Below are 22663 nucleotides of genomic sequence, written 5' to 3'. Positions count from 1 at the left end.
TAATGAATTAAAAATTTAAAAATTGAAAGATTTTTAAGTGTTTTTAATATCATAAATAAGTTCTTACTATTTGAATTTAACATCACGAAATGATAAATAGTAATCTTGTAAAATGAATTTTAAATTACTTAGGGACATCCTTTTTATCATTAAAATTATTTTTTCTAAGATTCATTCCGTACGTATAATTTGTAGAAAGGATTATATCGTTGCAGTCAAAATGTTTTATTACACCATTTTCCTGTAAGGCTACAACCCAACACGTATTCTGGTGCATTCCGTAATCAATAAGAAAAATTGCCTGACCCGTTCCAAGCGGTGTTTCAACTAATATTGAAGGTTTTAATTGATGTATCATGATTTGTAAATTTTTTATAAAAATACATTTGCTTAGAAATAAGTGACTTACATTATTATTGGAATGCTTTACAGAATTAAAAGAAGAAACGTTCCTTGATCTTTATTTGTTTACAATTGACAAAATCTGAAAAATAATTGCATTTATTTTTTCAAATGATTTGTAAAAAGAAAGGAAAATTAACATGAAAATATATTAACTATTCTAAAAGCAATTTTAATTCATAAATAATTACTGGTAAAAATATAAATCTTCAAATACCATTATATAAATAGTTACTAATTTATTGCCTTAATTTCCTATTGTAATTATTAAACAAAAACATTATGAAAATTAAATCGATTTTATTGGGAATGGGACTTGCAGTTTCGTTAGTAGCTTGTGCTCCCAAGGATGCGGATATTCAAAAAGAAATTAATGAAAAATTAGGAGACACGCCAGAAGTTCAGGTAACGGTTCACGAAGGCGTTGCTACTATTGTTGGCACTTGCGATGATGATGCTTTTAAAAAAAATATTGAGCGTTCTGTTAAAGCAGTTAAGGGAGTAAAATCGGTAGTGAATAACTGTCAGTTTCCAGAACCTAACGTAGAACCTGCGGCGGCGGCTGTAATAATTAATTCTGATAGCGATTTGGATAAATCGGTTGGTAATGTGATAAAAGGCTATGATGGAGTGAGTGCTACTGTTGTGGGAGGAGTAGTAACGCTTTCCGGAGAAATTAAAAGAAGCGAATTGCAGCCTTTAATTCAGAGTATTCAGGAGTTGAATCCTCAAAAAGTAGATAATAAACTAACTATTAAATAAAATCATTATGGGTTTACAGGAAAAATATCATGACCTGATAAGTCTTGCTGCCGATTTAGTAATAGCAGATTTACTGGTGAGAGAGCAAAATAATGTATTGTACATTGACGGAACAGCAAAATCAGCAGAAGACAAAGAAAAACTTTGGGGTGTCTACGGAAAAATAGATCCTGATTTCAGGGCAGCGGATGCGGTTGTCAATATTGAGGTTGCTGATACAATAACAACTGATTATACTGTTCAGAAGGGAGATTCCTTGTCTAAAATAGGAAAAGAACATGGAGTTTCCTGGCAAGTTATTTACGAAGCCAATAAAGACATTATTACAAATCCGGACCTGATTCAGCCAGGCTGGAAATTGAAAATACCAATAGTATAATTTTTATGTACTGTTTATTAAAGTCCGTCATTATGATGGATTTTTTTATGCTTTCTGGAAAATGAATTGGATTTCGATACTACCTGTGATTACTTTGTACCCGCAATGACTAATGAAACCTAAACCCCTAGCCCTGATTGGAGCGGCATCCTTTTTCTGGCTTTTGCCAGCCAGGAAAAGATACAGTGTAAAGCAGGAAACAGCTTCTGAAAATTATCTTCCTTTGATGCTCAGATCGAGTAATATTTTTGCTGTTTCGGAATCGGAATCGGCTGAAAAACCTGCAACAAAAACTCCTTTTTTGCCTGTTGTGGATTTGATTCCGTAAACCACTGCCTCATCGCCTGGGTCTGATTCGCCTTCGTATCGATACACATGTACAATTTCAAATTTTTCAGGATTCTTTTTTATTGCTGCCGAGTTAATATTAAAGTCGCAGGTAAATCCTTTTTCATTCAGCTGATCTAAAGCTTTTGAGACCGTTGCGTAGTGATACATTTTAGCCATAATAAAGGAATTAAAAATTAGGATTTTAAAGATAACCATTTTAAAATTAAGGGATTGCAAAAGCAGTGTTAAAGTAAACTTTATAATGGCTTTAAAATAACCATAAAAAAACTAAATTTGCACCGCAGACCGCCTTATCGTCGTCCTGATTTATTGGGAGGGAGGAAAGTCCGGACACCAGAGAGAGGCATAGCGGGTAACACCCGTCGGCGTTAGCGATAACGTCAGGACAAGTGCAACAGAAAGTATGTACAGGTAATGCTGTAGTGAAACCAGGTAAACTCTATGCGGTGAAATACCAAGTATATCAGCATTTAAGGGCTTCTCGTCCGTTGTTGAAGGGTAGGTAGCTTGAGTCCCGCAGTAATGTGGGATCTAGATAAATGATAAGGTATTGTTAGCAATAACAAGAACAGAATCCGGCTTACAGGTCTGCATTTTTTATATATTTGTGAAGACCCTAACTTGTCTTCATGAATATATCTTCTCCAAATCCTGCTGCAAAAATCAAAAAAAGTCTTTTTCATTCGATTATCACCAATCTTACTTTTTGGGTATTGATTGCAATTATTGCCGGGATTTTACTTGGACATTTTTCGCCTCAGCAAGCTATTAAAATGGAAATTTTTGGAGCAAAATTTATTGCACTAATCAAAATTTTTATTGGACCCATTATTTTTCTAACGATTGTTTTGGGAATTTCCGGAATGGGAAATTTGAAGAAAGTGGGCAGAATTGGTATAAAGGCGTTAGGGTATTTTGAAGTGGTTTCAACAGCTGCACTGGCGATTGGAGTAGCGGTTGCTTATTTTTTTCAGCCTGGAAAAATAGACAAATCAGGATTGACTTTGGGGGATGCCAGCCAATATACAAAAGGAAATCCGGAGCATTTTTCGTGGCTGCAGTTTTTCTTTTCAAATTTTACGCTGCAGGTTTTACTGGCGGCAATTGTTTGTGGTATTCTGCTCAATTTTTATAAGAAACGGGAGCAGACTATTTTGGTTTTAGAGCGATTCTCGAAAGTCGTCTTCCTTGGATTAAAATATATGATGTATCTGGCACCGCTGGGCGCTTTTGGCGGAATGGCTTACACAATCGGTAAATTCGGATTAGCAACTTTGATTCCGCTAGGGAAACTGATGCTGTGCGTTTATCTGACAATGGCGTTGTTTGTGTTTTTAATTTTGGGAAGTATACTGCGGTATTATAAAATCAATATTCTTTCGATTCTTAAATATATAAAGGAAGAACTTTTGCTGGTTCTGGGAACATCATCTTCTGAAGCGGCATTGCCGAGTATTATGGTCAAATTAGAAAAGATGGGCTGCAGTAAGTCGGTTGTAGGTTTGGTGATTCCGACTGGTTATTCTTTTAATCTGGATGGAACTTCGATTTACCTGTCGATGTCAGTACTATTTCTGGCCCAATTGTATGATGTGCATTTGAGTTTTTTCGAAATTCTGACTGTAATCGGCATTTTGATGATTACCTCAAAAGGTGCTGCGGGCGTTACCGGAAGCGGGTTTATTGTTTTGGCTTCAACTTTAACGGCATTGCATAAAATTCCGGTTGAAGGTTTGGCTTTTCTGTTGGGAGTGGATAAATTTATGAGTGAAGCAAGGGCAATAACCAATTTGATAGGCAATACAGTAGCAACGATTGTTATTTCTAAAACCGAACATGATTTTACGGAATTGAACTTGGAGCCTTTTGTAGAGGATTGGAAAACGTAAATGGACTCTTTATATAAATAATAAACTCCTCTATTATGAGGAGTTTATAAGTTTTTTATTGTATATAAAATTTTATGATTCGTCTTTTGTTGTACGAACGAGGCTAATTCCGGACATGAAAAATACAATTCCTAATATACCGTAAATAATTAACGATTTTACATCTCTTGTTTCTCCTGAAGTACCTGCAAATATAACAGCAGTGTAGATTAGGCCTACTATTCCTAGGACTGTTAGTAATCCTCCGAAAAATCTTTTTAGGTTCATGATTTTTGATTTTAATTGTTCGTGCCAAATGTAGATAACTCATTTAACTGATGCGTTATAGAATTTACTTCTGATAGTTATATGATTCAAAGGATTGAATTTCAATAAAAAATTTTGCATGTAAGAAAATATTTTAAAATTACTTCCTTATGAAGATTATAATATTATTTTTGCAGAAAATAGTATATCCAAAAAATGAAAAATAATTACTTTATTTTGCTTCTTTCACTTATTAGTTGTTTTACGATTCAGGCACAAGAAGAAGCTGTTACAACAGTTGAGAAAAATCAGTTTAAGATCAATTTCCTGTTTCCCGGTTTTGTTTATGAACATGGATTTTCTGCCAGGAATACACTGTATTCAGAAGCAGGTTTAGGTGTTGGTTATCGTTATAACAGTTTTTATGGTGAATCGAATACCTACTTTTCTCCTTTTATCCATGAACAGTTCCGCCATTATTACAATCTTGAAAAGAGAGCCAATAAGGGAAAAAGAACAGCTCATAACTCGGGGAATTTTATTGCTATGAGTGCTGTTTATACTTTTCAATCTATCTCTACTAATACACATTATGCAGAATATAGTCCGTCACTTACGCTTGCTCCGGTTTGGGGATTTCAACGGACCTATAAACGTAAATTTAATCTGGAACTGAATTTAGGGGCGGGTGTTAATATCGATCAATTTGATACTGAATTTGCTCCTATTGCTAATTTTACTTTGGGGTGGGTGATTGGGAATTAGAATTTTTTTGCATTTATACAAGAAACTGCGCAAATGTTTTGACTTTGCGCAGTTTTTTTATTGTTAATAGTTTTTTGAGAGGATATTTCCAGATTACTGAATGTATTTTTATTTTCTTGATAACTCATTTACAGAATTATTTTCCTGGATTTCTTACTATAAAATAGTAATGTAGATTATATCAATCTTATATAATTTTAGTTTAATTTTTAATAAAAAATTGTAATTCAATTAATTAACTTTTATTAAAGAAAGGTTTAACATGGTCTGTTTTTTCTGGCTGTATGAAATAACTAATTTTAATCAAATCAAATTAATAACATTTTAAATATTTAAAATTATGAAAAAGAATATAGCCATATTAGCCACAAACGGTTTTGAAGAATCAGAGTTATCATCGCCAAAAGCTTATTTAGAAGAGCAAGGCTGGAATGCCGATATCATCAGTTTGAAATCAGGAACTATCAAATCCTGGAAAGACGGTAACTGGAGCAAGGAATATAATGTTGATGTAGTATTAGATCAGGCAAATGAAGCAGATTACGATGCTTTGGTTCTTCCGGGAGGTGTTATAAACCCTGATTTATTAAGAAGAGAAGAGGCTGCCGTAAATTTTGTACGTGCCTTTTTTAAAAGTAAAAAACCAGTAGCGGCTATTTGTCATGGCCCTCAAATTCTGGTAGATGCGGATGTTTTAGAAGGCCGCAAAGTAACTTCGTTCTTCTCTGTTAAAAACGATTTGATAAATGCCGGAGCACAATGGGAAGACTCAGAAGTAGTCGTAGACAATGGTTTGGTGACCAGCCGAAACCCTAATGATTTACCCGCTTTTAATAAAAAAATGGTGGAAGAAATCAAAGAAGGAAAACATGATCGTCAGACAGTGTAAAAAAAAATAAATTAGATTATCAAAATTTAATGAAATAAAAAAAAGCCATATTTAAATGGCTTTTTTAAATTGATACTATTTGTAGTAGTATTATTTTACTTCAACATCAATATTTTTACTATCCACTTTAACACCGTCGCTGTTTATTTTTACTGAAGTAGCTTTTTCTTCTTTTGGAACAACTTTAACCGTATCTTTTACTATTACAGTTTCCTTTTCTACAGTATTGGTTTTAATAACTTCAACTGGTTTCTCTTCTTTTTTACAAGCTACAAACAATGTAATAGAAAAAAGTAACACACATAATTTAGTAATTTTCATAATTAAATAATTTAGGTTTAAATGTAAATGTAAGTAAAAGAATGTCTAATTAATTAAACTACTAAAATTTGTTAAAAGTCTCTGGCTTTTATACCCAAAGCTGATAGTAAATTATATTAATATATGCTTATTTCATTTTTGAGTTTTTATAGATATAACACTTTTATTTTTATACGATTTAAAAATGTTTGCTAAAAGTCGAAGACTTTTAAGAGACTTAGGATTTGTAAGAGCATTAAAAAGCGCAAAGTCAGAGACATTTGCGCAGCTTTTTGTAAGGAACACTTTGCAGAGCGGGACGTTTGCAAAGTTTTTTGTGAGGAACACTTCGCGGAGCGGGGGTCATAGTAACTTTGAATATACATTTATTCTTTTTCAAAAATATGTAATTGATTGCCTGTATCTAATGCATAAATTTTGTTATCTGTAACTTGGAAATCTTTAAAAGTACCCCGGAGATCAGATATTTCTGTTTGCCAAAGTATCTCTAAGGTATTATAATCTAAAATACCTATATGCCTTCCGTGAAGCGTATCTTTGTTTGCTGTAAAATATATTTTATTGTCTAAGACTTTCCAAAAACCTATTTTTAAATTTTCGAGATACAAACTTTCTATGCGTTGGTTGCGAATAACGGCTCCTGTTGTGGCATTTATTTCTACTAATGGACTATTGGCTTGGTGTGTACTTATTTTTCCGTAAATACTCAAAATTGCATTTTGCTCAGGGATTAGTTCTACAAACCAATTTGAAAGATCATATTCGGAGGGGGATTGGTAAACTACCTCACCAGTAACAATATCTAAAGCGAGCAAAATATTTTTGTCTTTATTTATGCCTCCACGATATATGGATACCCAAAGTTTTTCTTCTGTGACTCCTAATATTTTTCTTATTTCGCCATATTCTTGTAATAGAATTTTCCAGGTATTTTTACATGTTGGATATGAGATTGCTTTAAGAATAATTTTATCATACAAAAAAAATGTATTGTGATCACAAAAAATAAATTCCCAATTGTAATTAGAAATTAATTCTATTTCCTTTTCTAATTTATTATTATTTAGAAATAAATAGGTATTAGATTCAATATCAGTTTGAAATGTTAAATTATTACAATTTGTGGTAACATTTAAAAAAAAGCGAAAAGATTTTTGAGTAAATGTTAAATCTTTTTTTAAAGAAATACAGCCATCTATAATATTAAATAATATGAATTGATTATCTGCTGAAATGAAAAAATCATCAACATTGTCATAAATGATTTTTTCATTTATAAAGAGCTGTTTTTCCTTATTTTTTAGGATAAGGTCTCTATCTGATAATATTAAAGAAGTTATATTTTGTTTTTTATCAATTCGAGTATAGATCATTATTTTACTTTTATAAAACTGTAAAAAGAATTGGAAGTATCATTTAAAATTGTATTTTGAAAATATAATCGTGCTGCAGATTCCAATCTATTTTCAAATAAATTTAATTTCAATGCATTATTTCCCCAAATAGCATTAAAAACAGCTTCTCCCTTGATTGTAAGTGTTGTTCCATTATACATCATTTCTTGAAATTTTTCTTTTATTAGTTTTGGGTCAGTACTATTATTGAGTTTCTTTTTATCAAACCAATATTCTATTTTGTCCATAGAATTTACCTTGGTTGCATCCATCAAATAGGTTGTAAACTGTTTTACAGAGCCTGTTACTTCACCTTCTTTTACAAAATTTTGAAAGGCTTTACCGTTTATTTCCCAAGATTTGCATTCTATAATTTTGTTGTTATTTTCTACAATATCGGCAAAGGCTTTGTTTTCATTGCCATCATCATCAATCGCTTCAATTTTTTCTTCAAAATCAGTAATTGTAGATATATAACTTGGGTTTTCTTTTAAAACACGCAACACAAATGCTGTTGCTATTACTTGGTTGATACCTCCACTTTTTATTCCCTGATTTCCTAATACTTTTTCGTAACCTTTTTTCTCTGTACTTGTATAATTTGCTGCAAAATAATCAACATAATCCAAATAATCATTCAGCATTATTAATTTTAAATTGTTTTTTTCACAGACAAGGCAGGGAGCTGTATAATTTCTTTCAATAATAATTTTAAGACCTTCAGTTTGACCTAATTTGGTAAGGACATTTGAATGACTTAATACTTTTTTTGTTTGTTCTAGTACTGCCCAATCTTTTTTATAGTTAAGATTTGGTCGGGCATCCTGAATTAATTTCCATGCTTTTAGAATTTCAACATCAATTTTTGAAATATTAGAACAAATATAAGAGTTACCATTGCTTTCATTTATATCAGTTAAGAAAGCTTTTTGATTCGCAATATCAAACTCTAATAATTTAATTACAATATCATCCAAATTTGAAAGACCACAAAGTTTTGAAATTGCAGGAAGATTATTTGTGTTTTTTTGTAAACGCTCCAGATTCAAACATAATTGAGAACTAACTTTATTATCAATTCTCTCAGGACAAATGGTACATTTTGTTGAAGGATCAGAATTATTTGAATCTGGACTTGATTGATAAAAATGAGCAGTATTACCAGACATTTTAATAATGTTATAAACAATTTTATTGTTTATTTGAGTGGCTATAATGACGTTACTGTCATCTATTTTTGCAAAAGCAATTTTTCCTTCCTGTGCTATTCCATTTGTGGTTGTTTTAATAGCTACTGTAGCTCCACTATTTAAATCTTCGGTCAGTTTTGGGATTTTACCCGCAAATTGACTCATTATCTCAGCCGTAGCAACCTCAGCTTTTGATGAACTAATTAGAAACTCTACCACATTTCCAACTTTATTAGTTGTGCTAAAAGCTTCAAATCCATCAATTGATACATTTAAAACCAAAGAAATCATTGCTCCCTGTATAGCTTTTTTGCTTACAAAGTTTTTAATTGGAGTAATGAAACTATCAAACTTATTAAATTCTTTAATAGAATTAAGAGCTTTTGTATCTACAATACTGCCGGTAACAGCATTTTTAATTTCGTTAAAACCATTAAATACTGTCCCTGGTTTAAAGCTGTTGGATGCATTTAAAAGACTTTCAAATTTTTTAAAATTATTTAAAAAATTAACTGTTGATAAGGCTCTATATGAATTAAAAGCAAGATTAGTAAAGCCAGCTCCCCCATCTAATATACTATATGATATATAGACATCATCCCAAACTTTTGATAAAAGACTGTTAGAATCTAATCTGCCTGCTTTTATTTCATCTTGCATGTAATTATCAATTAATCCTACAGCAACACCACCAGTAGAAATACTGGCTGCTACTGCGACAAGTGATCCTCCTCCTGACAGTGGAGCAGCTAATGTTCCACTAATGATCATTACAGAATTACTAGCTTTTCTTAGATTTTCAGAAGCAAAATCTTCTTTTAACATTCCTTGGAATGCTAATGCTACAACAGCAGGGACGATATATTCTTTACCTACTTCTAATCCAAATTTATTTTCTGTTCCGGCTATAATTGTAATAGGTTCAAAAGGGTCATAATCTTCTTTATATTCAATTGTACCATCCCTTTTTGGACTTGGTGATCCCGTAGCGCTTACATAAGTTCTTAAATCAATTAAATTATATTTGTTATAAAAACCAATTCTTCCGCTATTTACTTCTAAAGCTGTTGATATAATCCTAGATTCAGTTTCTTTGCCGCTATTTAGAATCACATTGTAATCACCTGCACCTAAAAGAAATGGTAGTTGTCCTGGATAATACTCATTTAAAGAAGAAAAATCAATTTGCTTTTTTGTAGGTTTTATTTTTAGAACATCATAATTTTTTATTGCCCATTGTCCTAAAGTTAAAAATATCTCTGATACCTGATTATAGTTTACATCATTACCAAATCCCTTGATTGTTTTACCTTGATCGAATAATTTAGTTATCCATTTATAATTATCAGCTTTAATACTTTGAATTAATTCTTGCTGTTGACTTTCGGGAGTAGTAAGAAAAACATCTTTTATAAAAAAGTGGTCTTCGGTAGAGGCAAATCCATAGCTTATTTCCCATTCTGCATCGTCACTTACATCATAGTACTTATCCAGAATTTTGCTTCTAATTTCAAACGGAAGTTTTTCAAGGACACAAATTGATACGGCCTTTTTTAATATAGATTCTAAATCAGAAAAGTTTTTTGTTTTATCACTGATAGCTTTTGAAATGATATCTATATTTTGTGTTATCTCATCATTACTAATTTTAGCACAGTTGTTTACATTTTCTTCACTGAAATTATTACACCCCAAATAACCGGAATAAAATAAGCTGTTTTCTTTTTCTGACACTTTATTTATTTTGTCTATATATGCTTCAACTGCTTTTTGAGCTATAACTTTATCTGTATTTAGAAAGTCTTTTTCCTTTGATAATTCTCCATAAGTTGTGTGAACATATTTTATTATATTACAATCAGTAGAATAATCATATATTAGCCAAAGAACATCATCTTTCTCTAAAGTTTTTTTAGGTTTCAATGTATATTCTATTCCATTTTCATAGCCACCAACCGTATATGTCTTTTTTTCTTTATTCCACATATATCTAACTCCTTTTTCATCAAGAAAGCCTGATAAAATTCCTTTATTAACTAAATTGGCTCTTGTAGAAACTATATTGCTTTTTCCAGCACTTATGAATTCAAAATTTGGAGTTATACCATACCCTCCAGCCAAAGCCCCCGAAGAACTCTTCTGAAACCCATAAAATTTCCATCCGCCGCTGTGAATAATATCCCAGTCGTTATGAGAAAGTTTTGTTCCATTTTCATCGTAATCCATCAAAAGGTCGGTTTTTCCTTCTTCTGCCTTGTTTGTAAAAGGATGTTTAAGCCCAAAAATACCGTGACCTAATTCGTGTGCAGCAGTTTTTAAATTGTTATTAAATACAAAAGCATATTGTCCGCCCAGTGGCATAAAACCCTGATAGCCATTCTGACCTGATTTTCCTGTATATAAAACATAATACGTCTTGTCGTTATACACAAAGTCCGTACTTGATTCTATTTGGCTAATTATATTATTTTGATCATTAGTATAAACATCAAATACGCCACTTTCACCACATTGTATTTCGTTTGGTAATGTTCCTATAGTTACCTTTTGAGTGGTAACATCGAACTGAACCCCAACTTTGTTATATACCTCATTGAGGAATTCTTTTGCATCACCTTCATTTGGTGTACTTGCTCCATTTACACTTAACAGCGTAATGTTTATAGCAGGTTTTTGGGTCAATTGCCAAATATTTATTTTTCCTGCAACTTCCGATTTTCCATCAACAGTTTTAGCAGCATCTTTTGGGTCTTTTTCTTTTATGCCTTTTACGGTAGCAATTATACTTTCTTTTGAGAAATTAAGTATTCGGTTAATTTTTATTTCCGCTTTGGTGTCACTTGTCCATTTTATGTCAACAGCAGCTCCTGTATTTGTTTTAAAAACAATGTCGTCTTTTGTTTTTCCGTTTTTAAAATCGGCGTTGGCTACTATATTATCCGGACCGTTTAAATCTGTAACAGCCTTATAGTTTACTTTATAAATACCTCCGTTTTTTACCGGAATTGTCTCATAGGTATCTTTAAGCTTTTGTGAACCTTTTTCAGGTTGTACATCAAATGCGTATTTACTGTCATCTCCATCTTCAAAGGTGATAGTTACATCTGGAGAAGAAATCTGCGTTACCTCACCACTTGCAGACATTCCATTGGTATTGGCTGCAAGTGCTTTGCCACCTTCAGCACCAGTTGTAATAGTTGGTTCACCTTTACCGTTTGCAGGAACGTTTACAGTATTGCCTTTGTTGTCTGTATAAACGCGGTCATACGACGATTTTTCAACAACCATTTTTTGGCCGTTTGGACCTGTAATAGTCGTACTTCCATTTGGATTTAATACAGCCGATTTTACTTCAAAATCTATTGTTCCCAGAACAGGTTTGCCATCACTGCCAAGAATATCAGTGAGGATTTTATCTCCATCCGCCATTCCCTTCCATTCTGCATCATAACTCGCCACAATCTCCCCAGAAATCAATTTAAAATCGGTATTAACTCCAATGTTATCAAAAGTGATCCTAATACGGGAGAATTGCCCTATATTAATCTTATCACCTCCTAAAGCATCTGCAGCATCGATCAGTTTTCTGAATTTTTCCAGAAAAGGCAGGGTTACATAACCGTCTCCTGAAAATTTTCCATTACTGCCGGTACTGTGCAGTACAACAATAGGAAAATCGCCTGCGGTAACCACATCATTCGGGAAAAGTTCCGGAAGCGGGGTTTTGTTTGCCAAATCTTTTGGATCTGGTTGAATTCCGCAACCTGCAAAGGCAATTTCGTCTCTGGCAATTGTGGTGAATTCCTTAATGGTACTGTGGGTATATTTGCCAACTTCGCAGGAAGCTCCCACGGTGTATTCGTAAGTAGCATTTGGTTTTAGATTGCTTAGAGCTATACTTTCTCTTGGGGTAACCAATTTGTACCATTCTGAATTGGCATTTTTTTCCCGATAGTTAACCTGATAATCATAATTATCAATGTTGCCGCTCCATTCTATTTTAGCCTGATTCTCACTAACGCCTGAGGTTTTTATACCAAGCGGTGCAGTACAAAACATTTCATAATCAAATGAAAAAATTTCAGTGTAGCCGTTATTTTTAAAAACACCTATTTCTTCGGCACCAAAAATTGCTTTTGCCTTGATGCGCCAGGCATATTTTTTACCCGGAATTAGTTGAGGCTCGCTGATGCCATATTGTAAAGTAGTGGTTCTGGTTGTGGTTGTATATAAGGGTGGAGAATAGGCAAATGCATTTTGAACAGGAGTATATTTATCCCAGATTTCTACTAATGAAAATTCATATTCTACATTGCTGACATTGATGCTTCGCGGTGTCCAGCTAAAAATAATATTTTGAATATTTTGCTGCATGATTGAAGCATTATTCAAAGGAAGATTTAAAAATGGAGGTTCATTTTGGAAAATAATAGTGGTTGTCCCCGTTTTATTAGACAGTTTTTTTCCTGTAGCAAAATCAAATACTTCTACGTAAATATTGTAAACCCCTTCCGGTAAAGGCTGTGCATATTGATTAGGATTAAGACCCAATAAATTTTGATATTCAAAATAAGGAGCCAGATCAACATTGGTTAACTGAAGCGGAAATCCTCCTTCAAGATACAAAGGACGGGCACCGACCACATAATCATTGGTACTGAAAGAAATCCCGTTGCCCTGAAAATAAATTTTTAGTTTTACCTGACGATTCGATATGGTCAAATCGTTTAGCACCAACTGTATTTTTATCGGACTGTTTATGGTGGTAGCATCAGCATAACTGCTTAGATAAATGGGCGATGGCTGCGAAACCTGAGTCGATATCGAAATAGGATAGGTTTGTGCAAAACCTCCAAAACCAATCAGAGAGCTTAACAGCAACAGGTAAAAGTGTAGTTTTTTTAGCATTTTGGGTAATTGAGATTTATCCATTATTTTTTAGTTTAAGTATCTTTTCGTCCACTTTATTTTTGAATATATTTTAAATCTAGTTCATCGTTGTCCGTATTTTTAACAGCCAGATCATGATAAAACGGAATTATTTTTTCTTCTATGGCATTGACTATTTCGGCTGCATTTTTTTTGTCCCTTATCAGTTTGAAAATTTCTTCAACGTTTTGTTTACTGAATTCGGCAGCGTTTTCATTTTGCTGAATTTCTTTTGCAGGAGTTTTAGCAACTATAGAGAGTTCACTAAGCATCCATCTGTGATTTTTTAATTGATTGCGGCTGCTGTTGCTTCTTTCAACCAATTTTAAATACGAATTATAAAGTGTTTTATTGGTAATGTCTGCTTCATTTACACCATGTAATTTGTGAGTGTTTACTCTTCCCATAGCAATTGCATAGCCATTTTCAAGATTCTCATCTTTTTGATTCATTTCTTTTTCCAGTTTTTGTGCAGCTTCAAGGAAATAGTCGTTGTATTTTTCTAAAGTTTCCGCTGCTGCTGAATGAGCATCCAGATAATCCAAAACTTTTTCTTTCAGTTCCTTGTCATCAGGAGTGAGTGTGGCAAGCGTAATTAAATGTTCTAAATTGTTATTTTCTTCTGTTGGCAATGGGTGTAATGAAAGCTGCAATTCCTTGAGTTGTGCTATAATTTGATCTCTTGTTCCTTCGAATATTTTGTCTTTGAAATTTATTTTTAAAATAGGGTCAGACGTGACTTTTTCTTCTGTTACAGGCTCTCTTTTCGGACGCATTTTAATCTTATCAAACGAATAAGAATAGGTTAGGGTAGCAGTGAGGTCATTATTTTTTCTTCCCGATGCATTACTGAACAAGGAAATTATACCCATGTTAAAATTGTGTTTTTGCACGTAGATGTAAGATGCGTTAAGTCTGATATTAAAAATATCGTTCTGTTTTTCGCCGTCATTATAACTTGTGTTATAGCTTGTAGAGGCATTGGTAGTCAGTTTTTTATCAAAAAAGAGTTTAGAAGCCCCAATTGTTGGACCGAAAATCAGATTTTTTCCGGAATCGGTTTTTCCATATGTATTGTTTAGAGATCCATTAAAGTTCAAATCTTTTTCAGGATAACCAATACTGTACGAAACCGCAGAATTATAATAAGTAGAAGCACCTCCTGCAATAGTTTGTCCCTGTTGCTGGTTTACGGCGTCCTGCATAGAAAAGTTGGCACTTATAGCTTTCTTTAAGCGCTTGTCATTCCTTAATAAATAATTTATGTTTAAAGCTGCATTCTGATTTACTTGTCTAAAATTCAGTGTATCCAGATAATCATAATTTGAGACCTGATTGATGTAGTCAAACTGGTTTCGGCTATTGGTATACGATTGGAAATTGGAATAGTTTAGACTCAGGTTTAATTTGTCATTAGGCCTTAAATCAGCATTTAACGAGGTGATCAGACGTTTCATCTGGCTTTGTTTTTGTTTGTCAAGATTGTCTTTCTGGAGTCCTAAATTTAAGGCTAAGGAAATTTTGTCTTTCAATATATTTTGTGTCGCATTGACGGTTATATTTTCCAAGTCATTGTTAAAATAATAGCCTCCTAAAGTTCTGTAATTCGGATCAATTCTTTCGTAACCAATACCCAAAGTTCCTTTCCCGGCAGGGTAGGTAAGCTGGCCTTTAAAAGCATCATAACTTGCTGAAGTACTATTTCGATTTAATAGAAAAGAGGCAATTCCTTTTGCTTTTCCATCGTCTTTAGTTCGGGTATCTTCTGTAATGCTGCTATTGGCATATTCCGTAAAAACCTGTAATTTGCCCAACAAGGCAAAACTTGTCTCAAAGCTTACCGCCACATTTTCTTTAGGCGAAATTCCCAACTCGAAAGGGATCGGATTTGATAAGGAGCCTGCTTCATCCTTTGCTTTGAATAAGGTAACTCCTAAATTTACTTTTTCAAAAGCATACGAAGTTTTGAAACCGTAACCATATCTCTTATAAGCAGGTACTATGTCAGGGTAAGCTAAATCGTATTCGCTGCTTTTCAATAATCGGCCAAACATGGCACTTATCTTAAAATTTCCTTGTGGAGTCAAGTCAACCCCAACTCCTGAAAATTGATGACCGCTAAGTGTATAAGGAGAAAAACTCATGCTAACATCTCCAATATGGGCCGTAATCCATTTGTAAGATGGATGAATGCTCAGACGATTCATTAATACTGGCTTGCCATAACCAAACTTTTGATTGGTATAGGAAAATGAAAATGGCAAATTGTATAATCCTGCTATATTTATGTTGATGTTTCCGTTCAGAAAATAACTAAACGGATCTCTTTCAGCATTACCGGAATAGAAAATACTATTGGCTGATGCACCACCACTTACGTTTATTAATTTGGCTTTGCCTAATTCCTGTACATTAAAGTTTTGCGAAAAACTAAATGCACTAATCAAAAGCAATGCTGTATTAAAAATTATCTTTTTTAAAATCATTCTTTATATTCTATGGAATCTGTTTTGGAGTTTATCCTTGTATGACTCTCATTATTAATTGAAATTATTGAACCTGATTATCTTCGTTACTGAATGATTATTTTTCTCAATTTACTTCCCTGCTGTGATTCGAATAAAACAAAATAAAGTCCTGCCGGAAGTCCGCTTAAGCTAAAATTAAAAAGGTAATTATCTTTCCCTTCCTGTGATTTTGAATCGATAAGCAGGTTGTTGTTTAAATTATAAACCTTCACATGTGCCGGCATAACTTTATCCAGCATTACATCTACCGTAAAAATTCCTTTTGATGGATTTGGATAAATTTTCAAATCGAATTTTTTCTCCGTCTCAGCTTCATCAGGATTATTTTCTTCAAATTCTCCTTCCGTTACTATTATTTGTTTGGTTTGAAAAGCGGTACAATTTCCTTTTTTGGTGTTCAGTGTAATTTCATACTGACCAATTTCACTGAAACTTATTTCAGCATAGTCTTTATTTTTATTAACAATTGTAGCATTAGATGGCAAAATCCATTCAATTTCATCCGCAATAGGATTACTGATATCTACAATTACTATTTTTTCATTTTTAAATACCTGGCTAGAAATAGCAAATTCGGCACTGATAGCAGTATTCTGACTTGATATTTGGATGGTATCAGTAGCTTCACAACCTAATTTGTTGGTTACGATAACCGTATAATTAGCAGGTTCAGAAATTGTAATCATTGCTTTATTGCTGGAGAAGCCTTTATCAGATTTCCATAAGTAAGTAGCTTTGTCATCATCAATAGTGGCATTTATTGTCAACGTCTGATCAAAACATAAGGTAATATCTTCTCCCAAATTGATCACATCTTTTGGAGGATTTACAATGCTGTAATCGTGGTTGATGATACAGCCCTTACTATCGGTTATGCTTACAGAATAGTTTCCTGCTGCTGCATTACTAAGTGTGTTTGATTTTTCTCCTGTACTCCATAGATACGTATAAGGTGCTTTTCCTCCCGAAGAAGTAATGTCGATGGTAGCATCTGAGCCGCCATAGCATGTTGGAATTGTAATTTTCTCTGAAGCAGCCAAATGAATTGGAGCTGTTATTGTAATGTTTTTTACGATACTACAACCTTGGCTATCTATTACAGTAATCGTATAATTGGCAGGCGGAACATTTTTTAAAGTGGCTGTCTGGTCTCCTGTATTCCATATATAAATGTAAGGAGAAGTTCCTCCGGATGGAGTTGCATTTATTGTCCAGTCATTCGCATCTCCACACAGTGTGTAGTCTGATGTTATTGTATTGGTTAGAATTGCTGGCTCCGTTACAATCAAAGTTGTACTTGTTGCTTCATTACCATTTGAATCCCTGACAATTACATAATAGGATCCTTTATCAATCTTATCTAAAATTGTTGTTGATACTAATTGCGTATTAGTACCAGCTTCATACCATTTGTAAGTATAGTTATCTCCGGGATTTAAAAATCCGCCAATAGATGTTGGTTTAAGGCTTCCGTTTGTATCTCCATTACATGAAATAACGTTTTGAACCGCAATACTTGTTTCTAAAAGAAGCGGCTCTGTTACTTCCAATAAAGGTGAAGTCAGATTACAGCCTTTAGTATCTGTAATAATTACATAATATTTCCCGGCTAATAAATTTCCAGCTTTATTTGTAGTTTGATTGATGCTGGTATTATCGCTTTTAAACCATTGATAGGTATAGTTTCCATTAGCTCCTTGTACAGTTATGGCAATTGAACCATTGCTTAGGCCTTTTCCTGTAGCCGGAAGAGTTATGGTATTACTAATTGTTAATGCCGTTGGAGATGTAACTTTACTAATGGCACTGTTACTCTCACATTGCTGAGTGTCTTTTACCTCAATTCGATATTCTCCTTCGGCTAAATCTACAATAGTTGTAGTTGCTCCATTAGAGAAAGTTTGCCAGTCCTTAATTAATAAGCCATTGCTGGAGTAGCGATAAATGAAATTTCCATTTCCTCCTGAAGCGGTTAAGGTAATTTTTCCATTACTGTCGCCAATACATTTTACAGGTTCCTGTGTCATTGAAAATAGTACGGGATCAGGCTGTGTCACCTTGATTGTATTGCTTGTAACTTCAACTTTATTAAGATCTTTTATAATAGCGTAGTAGCTACCTGGTTTTACATTTAAAAGATTTACATTTATTTCATTATCCAACAAAACATTATTATGATACCATGAAATTGTTTTACTTCCAAAACCACCATCAGTTGTTATTGTCAGAATACCATTATTGGCATTATTACAACTAATCTGTTGAGTTTGGCTCACGCTAATTGTTAATGGATTATTTCTAAAATCAAAATCTGCATATTTTATACACCCTGTATCGTCTTTGGCAGAGATGAAATAATGATCTTTAATTAATCCATTAAAATCTACTGTTTTTAGTGAACTATTTAGAACTGTAGTTTTTACTATTTCATTTCCAAGTGCATCTTTTGTGTAAAATTTATAATCGTAATTTGATTTTCCTCCAGTAATTTCAAAATGTAACTTGCCATCATTTCCATTTATGGCAGAAGGATCACTATAGACGATCTTCAAGATATCAAACTTGAAATCGTCAGGTTGCGTAATTTCTATATCCTCTAAAATCCCAACACAATAAGCAACATTCCCAGCATCATAATTACCATCACGAACTTCAACTGCATAAATACCCTGAGAAAATGCATTTAGTGCTGGTGGTGTAAAGTTTTCATAGTTATTAGTTGCTGTGTTTTTCTTCTTCCATTGGTATTTATATTCCGGAGTTCCATTTACTAAAAGTGGAGTTCCACCAGAAACAGAAAGAGCAATTGCACCATCCTGTCCTCCAAAACAATTAACATTAACTTTTGAGACTAAAGAAACCACAATAGGCGTAGGCTGTTTAAATTCGACATCAATACTGTTCGAATCAACTCCACTTACATCAGTAGCGATTATACTATAACTGCCATCTGCGATATTGGTAAAGACGGCAGTATTTCCAGTTAGGGTTGTTGTAATCCCGGTTGTTTTATTTTTTAATTTATAACTGTATATTTTGTCTGATTGAATTTGACTAAAAGAAGCTCCTCCAGTTGTAATTGCATTCATAGAACCCAGTAAACCATTACATTTTGATTGCAAATGGGTTTCGGTAAGTACAGGTTTTGAAGGTTGCTGAATAGTGAAAGTGTCAGAAAAAGGACATCCTTTTGCATCGGTTACAACTACAGTGTAGACTCCTGCTACAACATTAGCTAAAGTTGGACTGTCTGTACCAATATTTGAATTTGAACTACTTTTCCATTGATAGGAGTAGGGTGCAGTTCCTCCGGCAGCCGTTGCTGTTATTTTACCTGTTGCCAGTCCAAAACCACTTGCAGGAGTAATCGTTGGATTTAAAATGTATGGTAGATTTGTAGGCTGGTTAATAAAAATTGTTTGTTGATCTGTTTGACAACCATTCACATCGGTTATTTTAATAGTATAGTTTCCGAATGATAATCCTGAAACAATACCATTTTGATAAGGTATTGTTTTTCCATTGACATATATATTATAAGGTTCCGTAATTACAGCATTTTTTGTTCCACCTGTAATGTTTAAAATAATTGCACCATTATTTCCGCCAAAGCAGGAAACATTTTGTGAGGTATAGGAAAAAGCTAATTTGTCAGGTTGTGCAATAGTAAAAGTATTTTGACCATAAAGAATATTGTTGCTTGCATCTTTTACAGAAACAATATAATTACCCGCTCCCAGATTTGAGGCTTTTGATGTTGTATTACCTGTAGTAATTATTTCTGTTGAAGTATATTTTATTCCTGTAGTAGTATTAAGCCATTCAAAAGTATATTCTTTTACTCCACCTTTGACAGTGGCTGTAAATTCTGCTATAGAATCGCCGTAACATTTAATATTAGTAAAAGGAGTTTGAACCAAACTTGTAATTTCGAGTTTATCAGGTTGTGTAATTATATAATCAAGCTGAGGAATAGCGCAATCATTGGCATCTTTTACTATCAAATGATAAGTACCTATACTAAGTCCACTAATTGAAGAATTTGTACCAATCAGAGATGGGGCAGCATCCTTACGCCATTCATATTTATAATTTGGTGTTCCTCCGGAAACTGTAACAGCAATACTACCGTTATTTGTTTCAAAACCTGTTAAGTTAACAGGAGTGACACTTGAAACTTGTAATGGGGCATTGGGTTGTATAATTTTAATTGCCTGTGCAAAAGTGGCAGTACAACTATGATCAACTGCATCTTTAACGACAACATTATATTCCCCTTTTTCAAGCTGATTTAAATTACCAGTGTAAATTACACCATCCTTAGTCCATGTTTGAGTGTAAGGTGCGGTTCCTCCTTCAATAGAAATTTCGATGGATCCGGTTGCAGCAGCATAACATAAGACATTGTTTTGTTTAGTTAGTGAAACCTTTAATTTATCAGGTTGTATTAATTTGTAATCTAATTGTTCTGCCTGTGCAAAAGGACCATTAGGCTCAGGATTTGCAGTATCTGTAACATACACATTGTAATCACCAAAACCAAGATTTGAAATTGTTGCTTGATTTTGACCTGATAATACCACTCCATTTTTTTCCCAGATATATTTATAAGGTGCTAAACCTCCCGTAACTTCTGCAATAAGCTCACCATTAGAATCTCCATTACATTTAATAAATTCAGATTCTTTTATAATAACTTTTAATTCAGGTTTTTCATCAATAGAAAATGTATACTGTATCGATTCACAAGATTGATTATCTGATACTTTTAATTTGTATATACCTGCTTCTCTTCCGGATAAATCTCTTGTATTTGCTGTGAAACTATTAACTGTTTCTGATGTCCATGTATATGTATAACCACCACTACCGCCTGTTGGATCTGCAGAAAAAATTATAGATCCTGTACTTTGACCGTGGATTGCAACATTATTTATTGATGGAACTGTAAGGCTTATTTTTGATGGCTCCGAAATTACAATACCGTTTAATTGTTGTGTACATGCATTTGCATCAGTAACAGTAACAGAATAAGTACCTGCAGCTAATCCTGTTCTGTCTTTCTCCGTTGAACCGTCATTCCATAGATATGTATATCCTGAAGTCCCACCACTTACAGTAATAGCAATAGCTCCATCATTACCTGAATTACACGATACATTTTTTTGTTGTGTTGAATTGCTGGTAATCGATAAAACCGCCGTGGGTGCTGTTATGGTATATACAGGAGATGTAACTGTGAGCATTTTATCATCTGTAACTTTTACAAAATAATTCCCTGGATCAAGATTTTTTATTTCCGAACTGATTTCTCCATTAATTATATTTGAATCTTTATACCATTGGTATTTATAAAAAGAATTATTGGCAAGTGTTCCTCCGGAAGCCATAACAGTTATACTTCCTGTTTTTTTATTAAAACATTTAATGTTTTCCTGATTTATTAAAGCTATTGTCAATGCTTCTAACTTTACAATAGAAGATGAAGAAATGCAATTGTTTGCATCTTTGACAAAGACTTCATAAGTGCCATTTTCTAAATTAGTGATTGTGTTGTTGCTATAATTTGTGGTTACATTATCTTTAGTGACAGAATAAGTATAAGTTCCCGTACCTCCGGTTGCACTAATGGATATTTCTCCATCGTTAGCAGTTGCATCAGATGGCTGTTTCTGAGTTATAGAATTAATGAATACTTTATTAGGCTCAGTTATTTCTATATTTTGAAGGCTGTTGTATTGACATCCATTAGCATCAGTAATTGTATAAAAATAACTTCCGGCGGGTAATCCGGTTCTGCTGGGCTGTCCCGCAACATGTGTTGTTGTGATACTATTATTCCAAAGTATGGAATAACCGGAAGTCCCCCCACTAATAGTAAGTGAAATAGTGCCATTAGTACCTCCGTTACAGCTTACATTCATTTTAGATTCTGTTACTGTTATAGGAGCTGTAGGTTGTGTTATTATAAATTCATTTGACTCCGCTGTATTAACAGGAACTGCATTGTCAGTTACTATTACTTTATATGTTCCTGCAGAGAGTCCGTTAGAAATTGATGTTCCGGTTTGACCTGTAGTTACAAAGCTACTTCCATCGTATTTAAACCATTCATATGTATAACCTGTTGCTACTGTTCCTCCTTGTGTTTGTACAACTGAAAGAGCACCGGTATTTTTGCCATTACAAAGGATTGTATTACCATTTATGACAACTTTAAGCTTCTCTGGTTGTGTGATTGTAAAAGGATAAGGTTGACTTGAACAACCGGTTGGTATTGAGGTGTCTATTGCAGTTATTGTATAATTTCCTGCTTCAAGAGCAGTCCAGGATGTGGGGGTAAATGATTGTGAATCTTTAGTCCAGATGTAAGTGTAGGAACCTGTTCCTCCTTTAAATACAATGTTTATTGTGCCATTATTTTTATCAAATCCGGTTTCTGGAGTAATTACAGGAGTTCCATCAACTTCAATAGGTGATGGATTAACAAAAGTAACAGTTCTTGCTCCATTTATTGGCTTTTCAGTAACAGTTGCTTGTGTTTGCGAGTAACCCCAAAAGCATGTAAAAAGTAATAATAATTGTAAATATTTTTTCATAATGTGTATTTTAAAATGG

13 protein-coding genes and 1 other RNA gene are annotated in these 22663 nt (G+C 33.4%); 6 read left to right on the top strand and 8 right to left on the bottom strand.

Translation table 11 applies throughout. The features are described from left to right. Positions 1 to 124 precede the first annotated feature (124 nt). The gene (locus tag ABI657_RS05235) at positions 125 to 358 is read right to left on the bottom strand and encodes a hypothetical protein (protein WP_348096189.1); all 234 of its coding nucleotides are present in this window, start codon (positions 356 to 358) and stop codon (positions 125 to 127) included. A gap of 326 nt (positions 359 to 684) precedes the next feature. On the opposite strand from ABI657_RS05235, the gene ABI657_RS05230 reads away from it, so the two are divergent. Both ABI657_RS05230 and ABI657_RS05225 read left to right on the top strand, forming a co-directional pair. Further along, positions 685 to 1164 carry a BON domain-containing protein gene (locus ABI657_RS05230; protein WP_348096188.1) on the top strand — a complete coding sequence of 160 codons (480 nt, stop codon included), beginning with the start codon at positions 685 to 687 and terminating at the stop codon, positions 1162 to 1164. 7 nt (positions 1165 to 1171) lie between these two features. Beyond that, positions 1172 to 1543, top strand: a complete 372-nt coding sequence (locus ABI657_RS05225) for a LysM peptidoglycan-binding domain-containing protein (protein WP_348096187.1) — start codon at positions 1172 to 1174, stop codon at positions 1541 to 1543. A 213-nt stretch (positions 1544 to 1756) separates the two neighbouring features. Here ABI657_RS05225 and ABI657_RS05220 read toward each other — a convergent pair whose 3' ends face one another. Further along, entirely contained in the window at positions 1757 to 2050 is a 294-nt protein-coding gene (locus ABI657_RS05220) for a hypothetical protein (protein WP_348096186.1), read from the bottom strand. A 121-nt stretch (positions 2051 to 2171) separates the two neighbouring features. Here ABI657_RS05220 and rnpB point away from each other — a divergent pair. Both rnpB and ABI657_RS05210 read left to right on the top strand, forming a co-directional pair. Next, positions 2172 to 2493: RNase P RNA component class A (rnpB, locus tag ABI657_RS05215), an RNA gene on the top strand. A 30-nt stretch (positions 2494 to 2523) separates the two neighbouring features. Next, positions 2524 to 3783, top strand: coding sequence for a cation:dicarboxylase symporter family transporter (locus tag ABI657_RS05210; protein WP_348096185.1), 1260 nt, complete (start codon positions 2524 to 2526; stop codon positions 3781 to 3783). A 72-nt stretch (positions 3784 to 3855) separates the two neighbouring features. On the opposite strand, the gene ABI657_RS05205 is transcribed toward ABI657_RS05210, so the two are convergent. Then, the gene (locus ABI657_RS05205; protein ID WP_348096204.1) at positions 3856 to 4080 is read right to left on the bottom strand and encodes a hypothetical protein; all 225 of its coding nucleotides are present in this window, start codon (positions 4078 to 4080) and stop codon (positions 3856 to 3858) included. Between the two features lie 165 nt (positions 4081 to 4245). Between ABI657_RS05205 and ABI657_RS05200 the strand changes: the two genes are divergently transcribed. Together ABI657_RS05200 and ABI657_RS05195 are read left to right on the top strand one after the other, a co-directional pair. Continuing rightward, positions 4246 to 4794, top strand: coding sequence for a hypothetical protein (locus tag ABI657_RS05200; RefSeq protein WP_348096184.1), 549 nt, complete (start codon positions 4246 to 4248; stop codon positions 4792 to 4794). A 340-nt stretch (positions 4795 to 5134) separates the two neighbouring features. Beyond that, a complete protein-coding gene (locus tag ABI657_RS05195; protein ID WP_348096183.1) occupies positions 5135 to 5683 on the top strand; it encodes a type 1 glutamine amidotransferase domain-containing protein in 549 nt (182 codons plus the stop codon). Positions 5684 to 5773: 90 nt separating this feature from the next. On the opposite strand, the gene ABI657_RS05190 is transcribed toward ABI657_RS05195, so the two are convergent. The 5 genes from ABI657_RS05190 to ABI657_RS05170 all read right to left on the bottom strand — a co-directional run bounded on the left by ABI657_RS05190 (position 5774) and on the right by ABI657_RS05170 (position 22644). Next, entirely contained in the window at positions 5774 to 6004 is a 231-nt protein-coding gene (locus tag ABI657_RS05190) for a hypothetical protein (RefSeq protein ID WP_348096182.1), read from the bottom strand. 365 nt (positions 6005 to 6369) lie between these two features. After that, complete coding sequence (locus tag ABI657_RS05185) at positions 6370 to 7377, bottom strand: hypothetical protein (protein WP_348096181.1); 1008 nt, start codon at positions 7375 to 7377, stop codon at positions 6370 to 6372. Further along, positions 7377 to 13520 carry a fibronectin type III domain-containing protein gene (locus ABI657_RS05180; RefSeq protein WP_348096180.1) on the bottom strand — a complete coding sequence of 2048 codons (6144 nt, stop codon included), beginning with the start codon at positions 13518 to 13520 and terminating at the stop codon, positions 7377 to 7379. The genes ABI657_RS05185 and ABI657_RS05180 overlap by 1 nt, the downstream gene beginning before the upstream one ends. Before the next feature lie 32 nt (positions 13521 to 13552). Beyond that, entirely contained in the window at positions 13553 to 16003 is a 2451-nt protein-coding gene (locus ABI657_RS05175; protein ID WP_348096179.1) for a hypothetical protein, read from the bottom strand. A gap of 86 nt (positions 16004 to 16089) precedes the next feature. Then, entirely contained in the window at positions 16090 to 22644 is a 6555-nt protein-coding gene (locus ABI657_RS05170) for a T9SS type A sorting domain-containing protein (RefSeq protein ID WP_348096178.1), read from the bottom strand. Between the last annotated feature and the right edge of the window lie 19 nt (positions 22645 to 22663).

The sequence above is a fragment of the Flavobacterium sp. genome (genome assembly GCF_039930565.1).
GTDB lineage: Bacteria > Bacteroidota > Bacteroidia > Flavobacteriales > Flavobacteriaceae > Flavobacterium.
Note: the sequence above shows the minus strand (reverse complement) of the source record. Positions and strands in the feature narration are given on the sequence as shown.

Excerpts from the sequence above, each read along its gene's own strand:
- ABI657_RS05195 (WP_348096183.1), top strand. The coding sequence starts at position 5,135 with ATGAAAAAGAATATAGCCATATTAGCCACAAACGGTTTTGAAGAATCA.
- ABI657_RS05230 (WP_348096188.1), top strand. The coding sequence starts at position 685 with ATGAAAATTAAATCGATTTTATTGGGAATGGGACTTGCAGTTTCGTTA.
- ABI657_RS05185 (WP_348096181.1), bottom strand. The coding sequence starts at position 7,377 with ATGATCTATACTCGAATTGATAAAAAACAAAATATAACTTCTTTAATA.
- ABI657_RS05235 (WP_348096189.1), bottom strand. The coding sequence starts at position 358 with ATGATACATCAATTAAAACCTTCAATATTAGTTGAAACACCGCTTGGA.
- ABI657_RS05190 (WP_348096182.1), bottom strand. The coding sequence starts at position 6,004 with ATGAAAATTACTAAATTATGTGTGTTACTTTTTTCTATTACATTGTTT.
- ABI657_RS05175 (WP_348096179.1), bottom strand. The coding sequence starts at position 16,003 with ATGATTTTAAAAAAGATAATTTTTAATACAGCATTGCTTTTGATTAGT.
- ABI657_RS05220 (WP_348096186.1), bottom strand. The coding sequence starts at position 2,050 with ATGGCTAAAATGTATCACTACGCAACGGTCTCAAAAGCTTTAGATCAG.
- ABI657_RS05200 (WP_348096184.1), top strand. The coding sequence starts at position 4,246 with ATGAAAAATAATTACTTTATTTTGCTTCTTTCACTTATTAGTTGTTTT.
- ABI657_RS05210 (WP_348096185.1), top strand. The coding sequence starts at position 2,524 with ATGAATATATCTTCTCCAAATCCTGCTGCAAAAATCAAAAAAAGTCTT.
- ABI657_RS05170 (WP_348096178.1), bottom strand. The coding sequence starts at position 22,644 with ATGAAAAAATATTTACAATTATTATTACTTTTTACATGCTTTTGGGGT.
- ABI657_RS05225 (WP_348096187.1), top strand. The coding sequence starts at position 1,172 with ATGGGTTTACAGGAAAAATATCATGACCTGATAAGTCTTGCTGCCGAT.
- ABI657_RS05180 (WP_348096180.1), bottom strand. The coding sequence starts at position 13,520 with ATGGATAAATCTCAATTACCCAAAATGCTAAAAAAACTACACTTTTAC.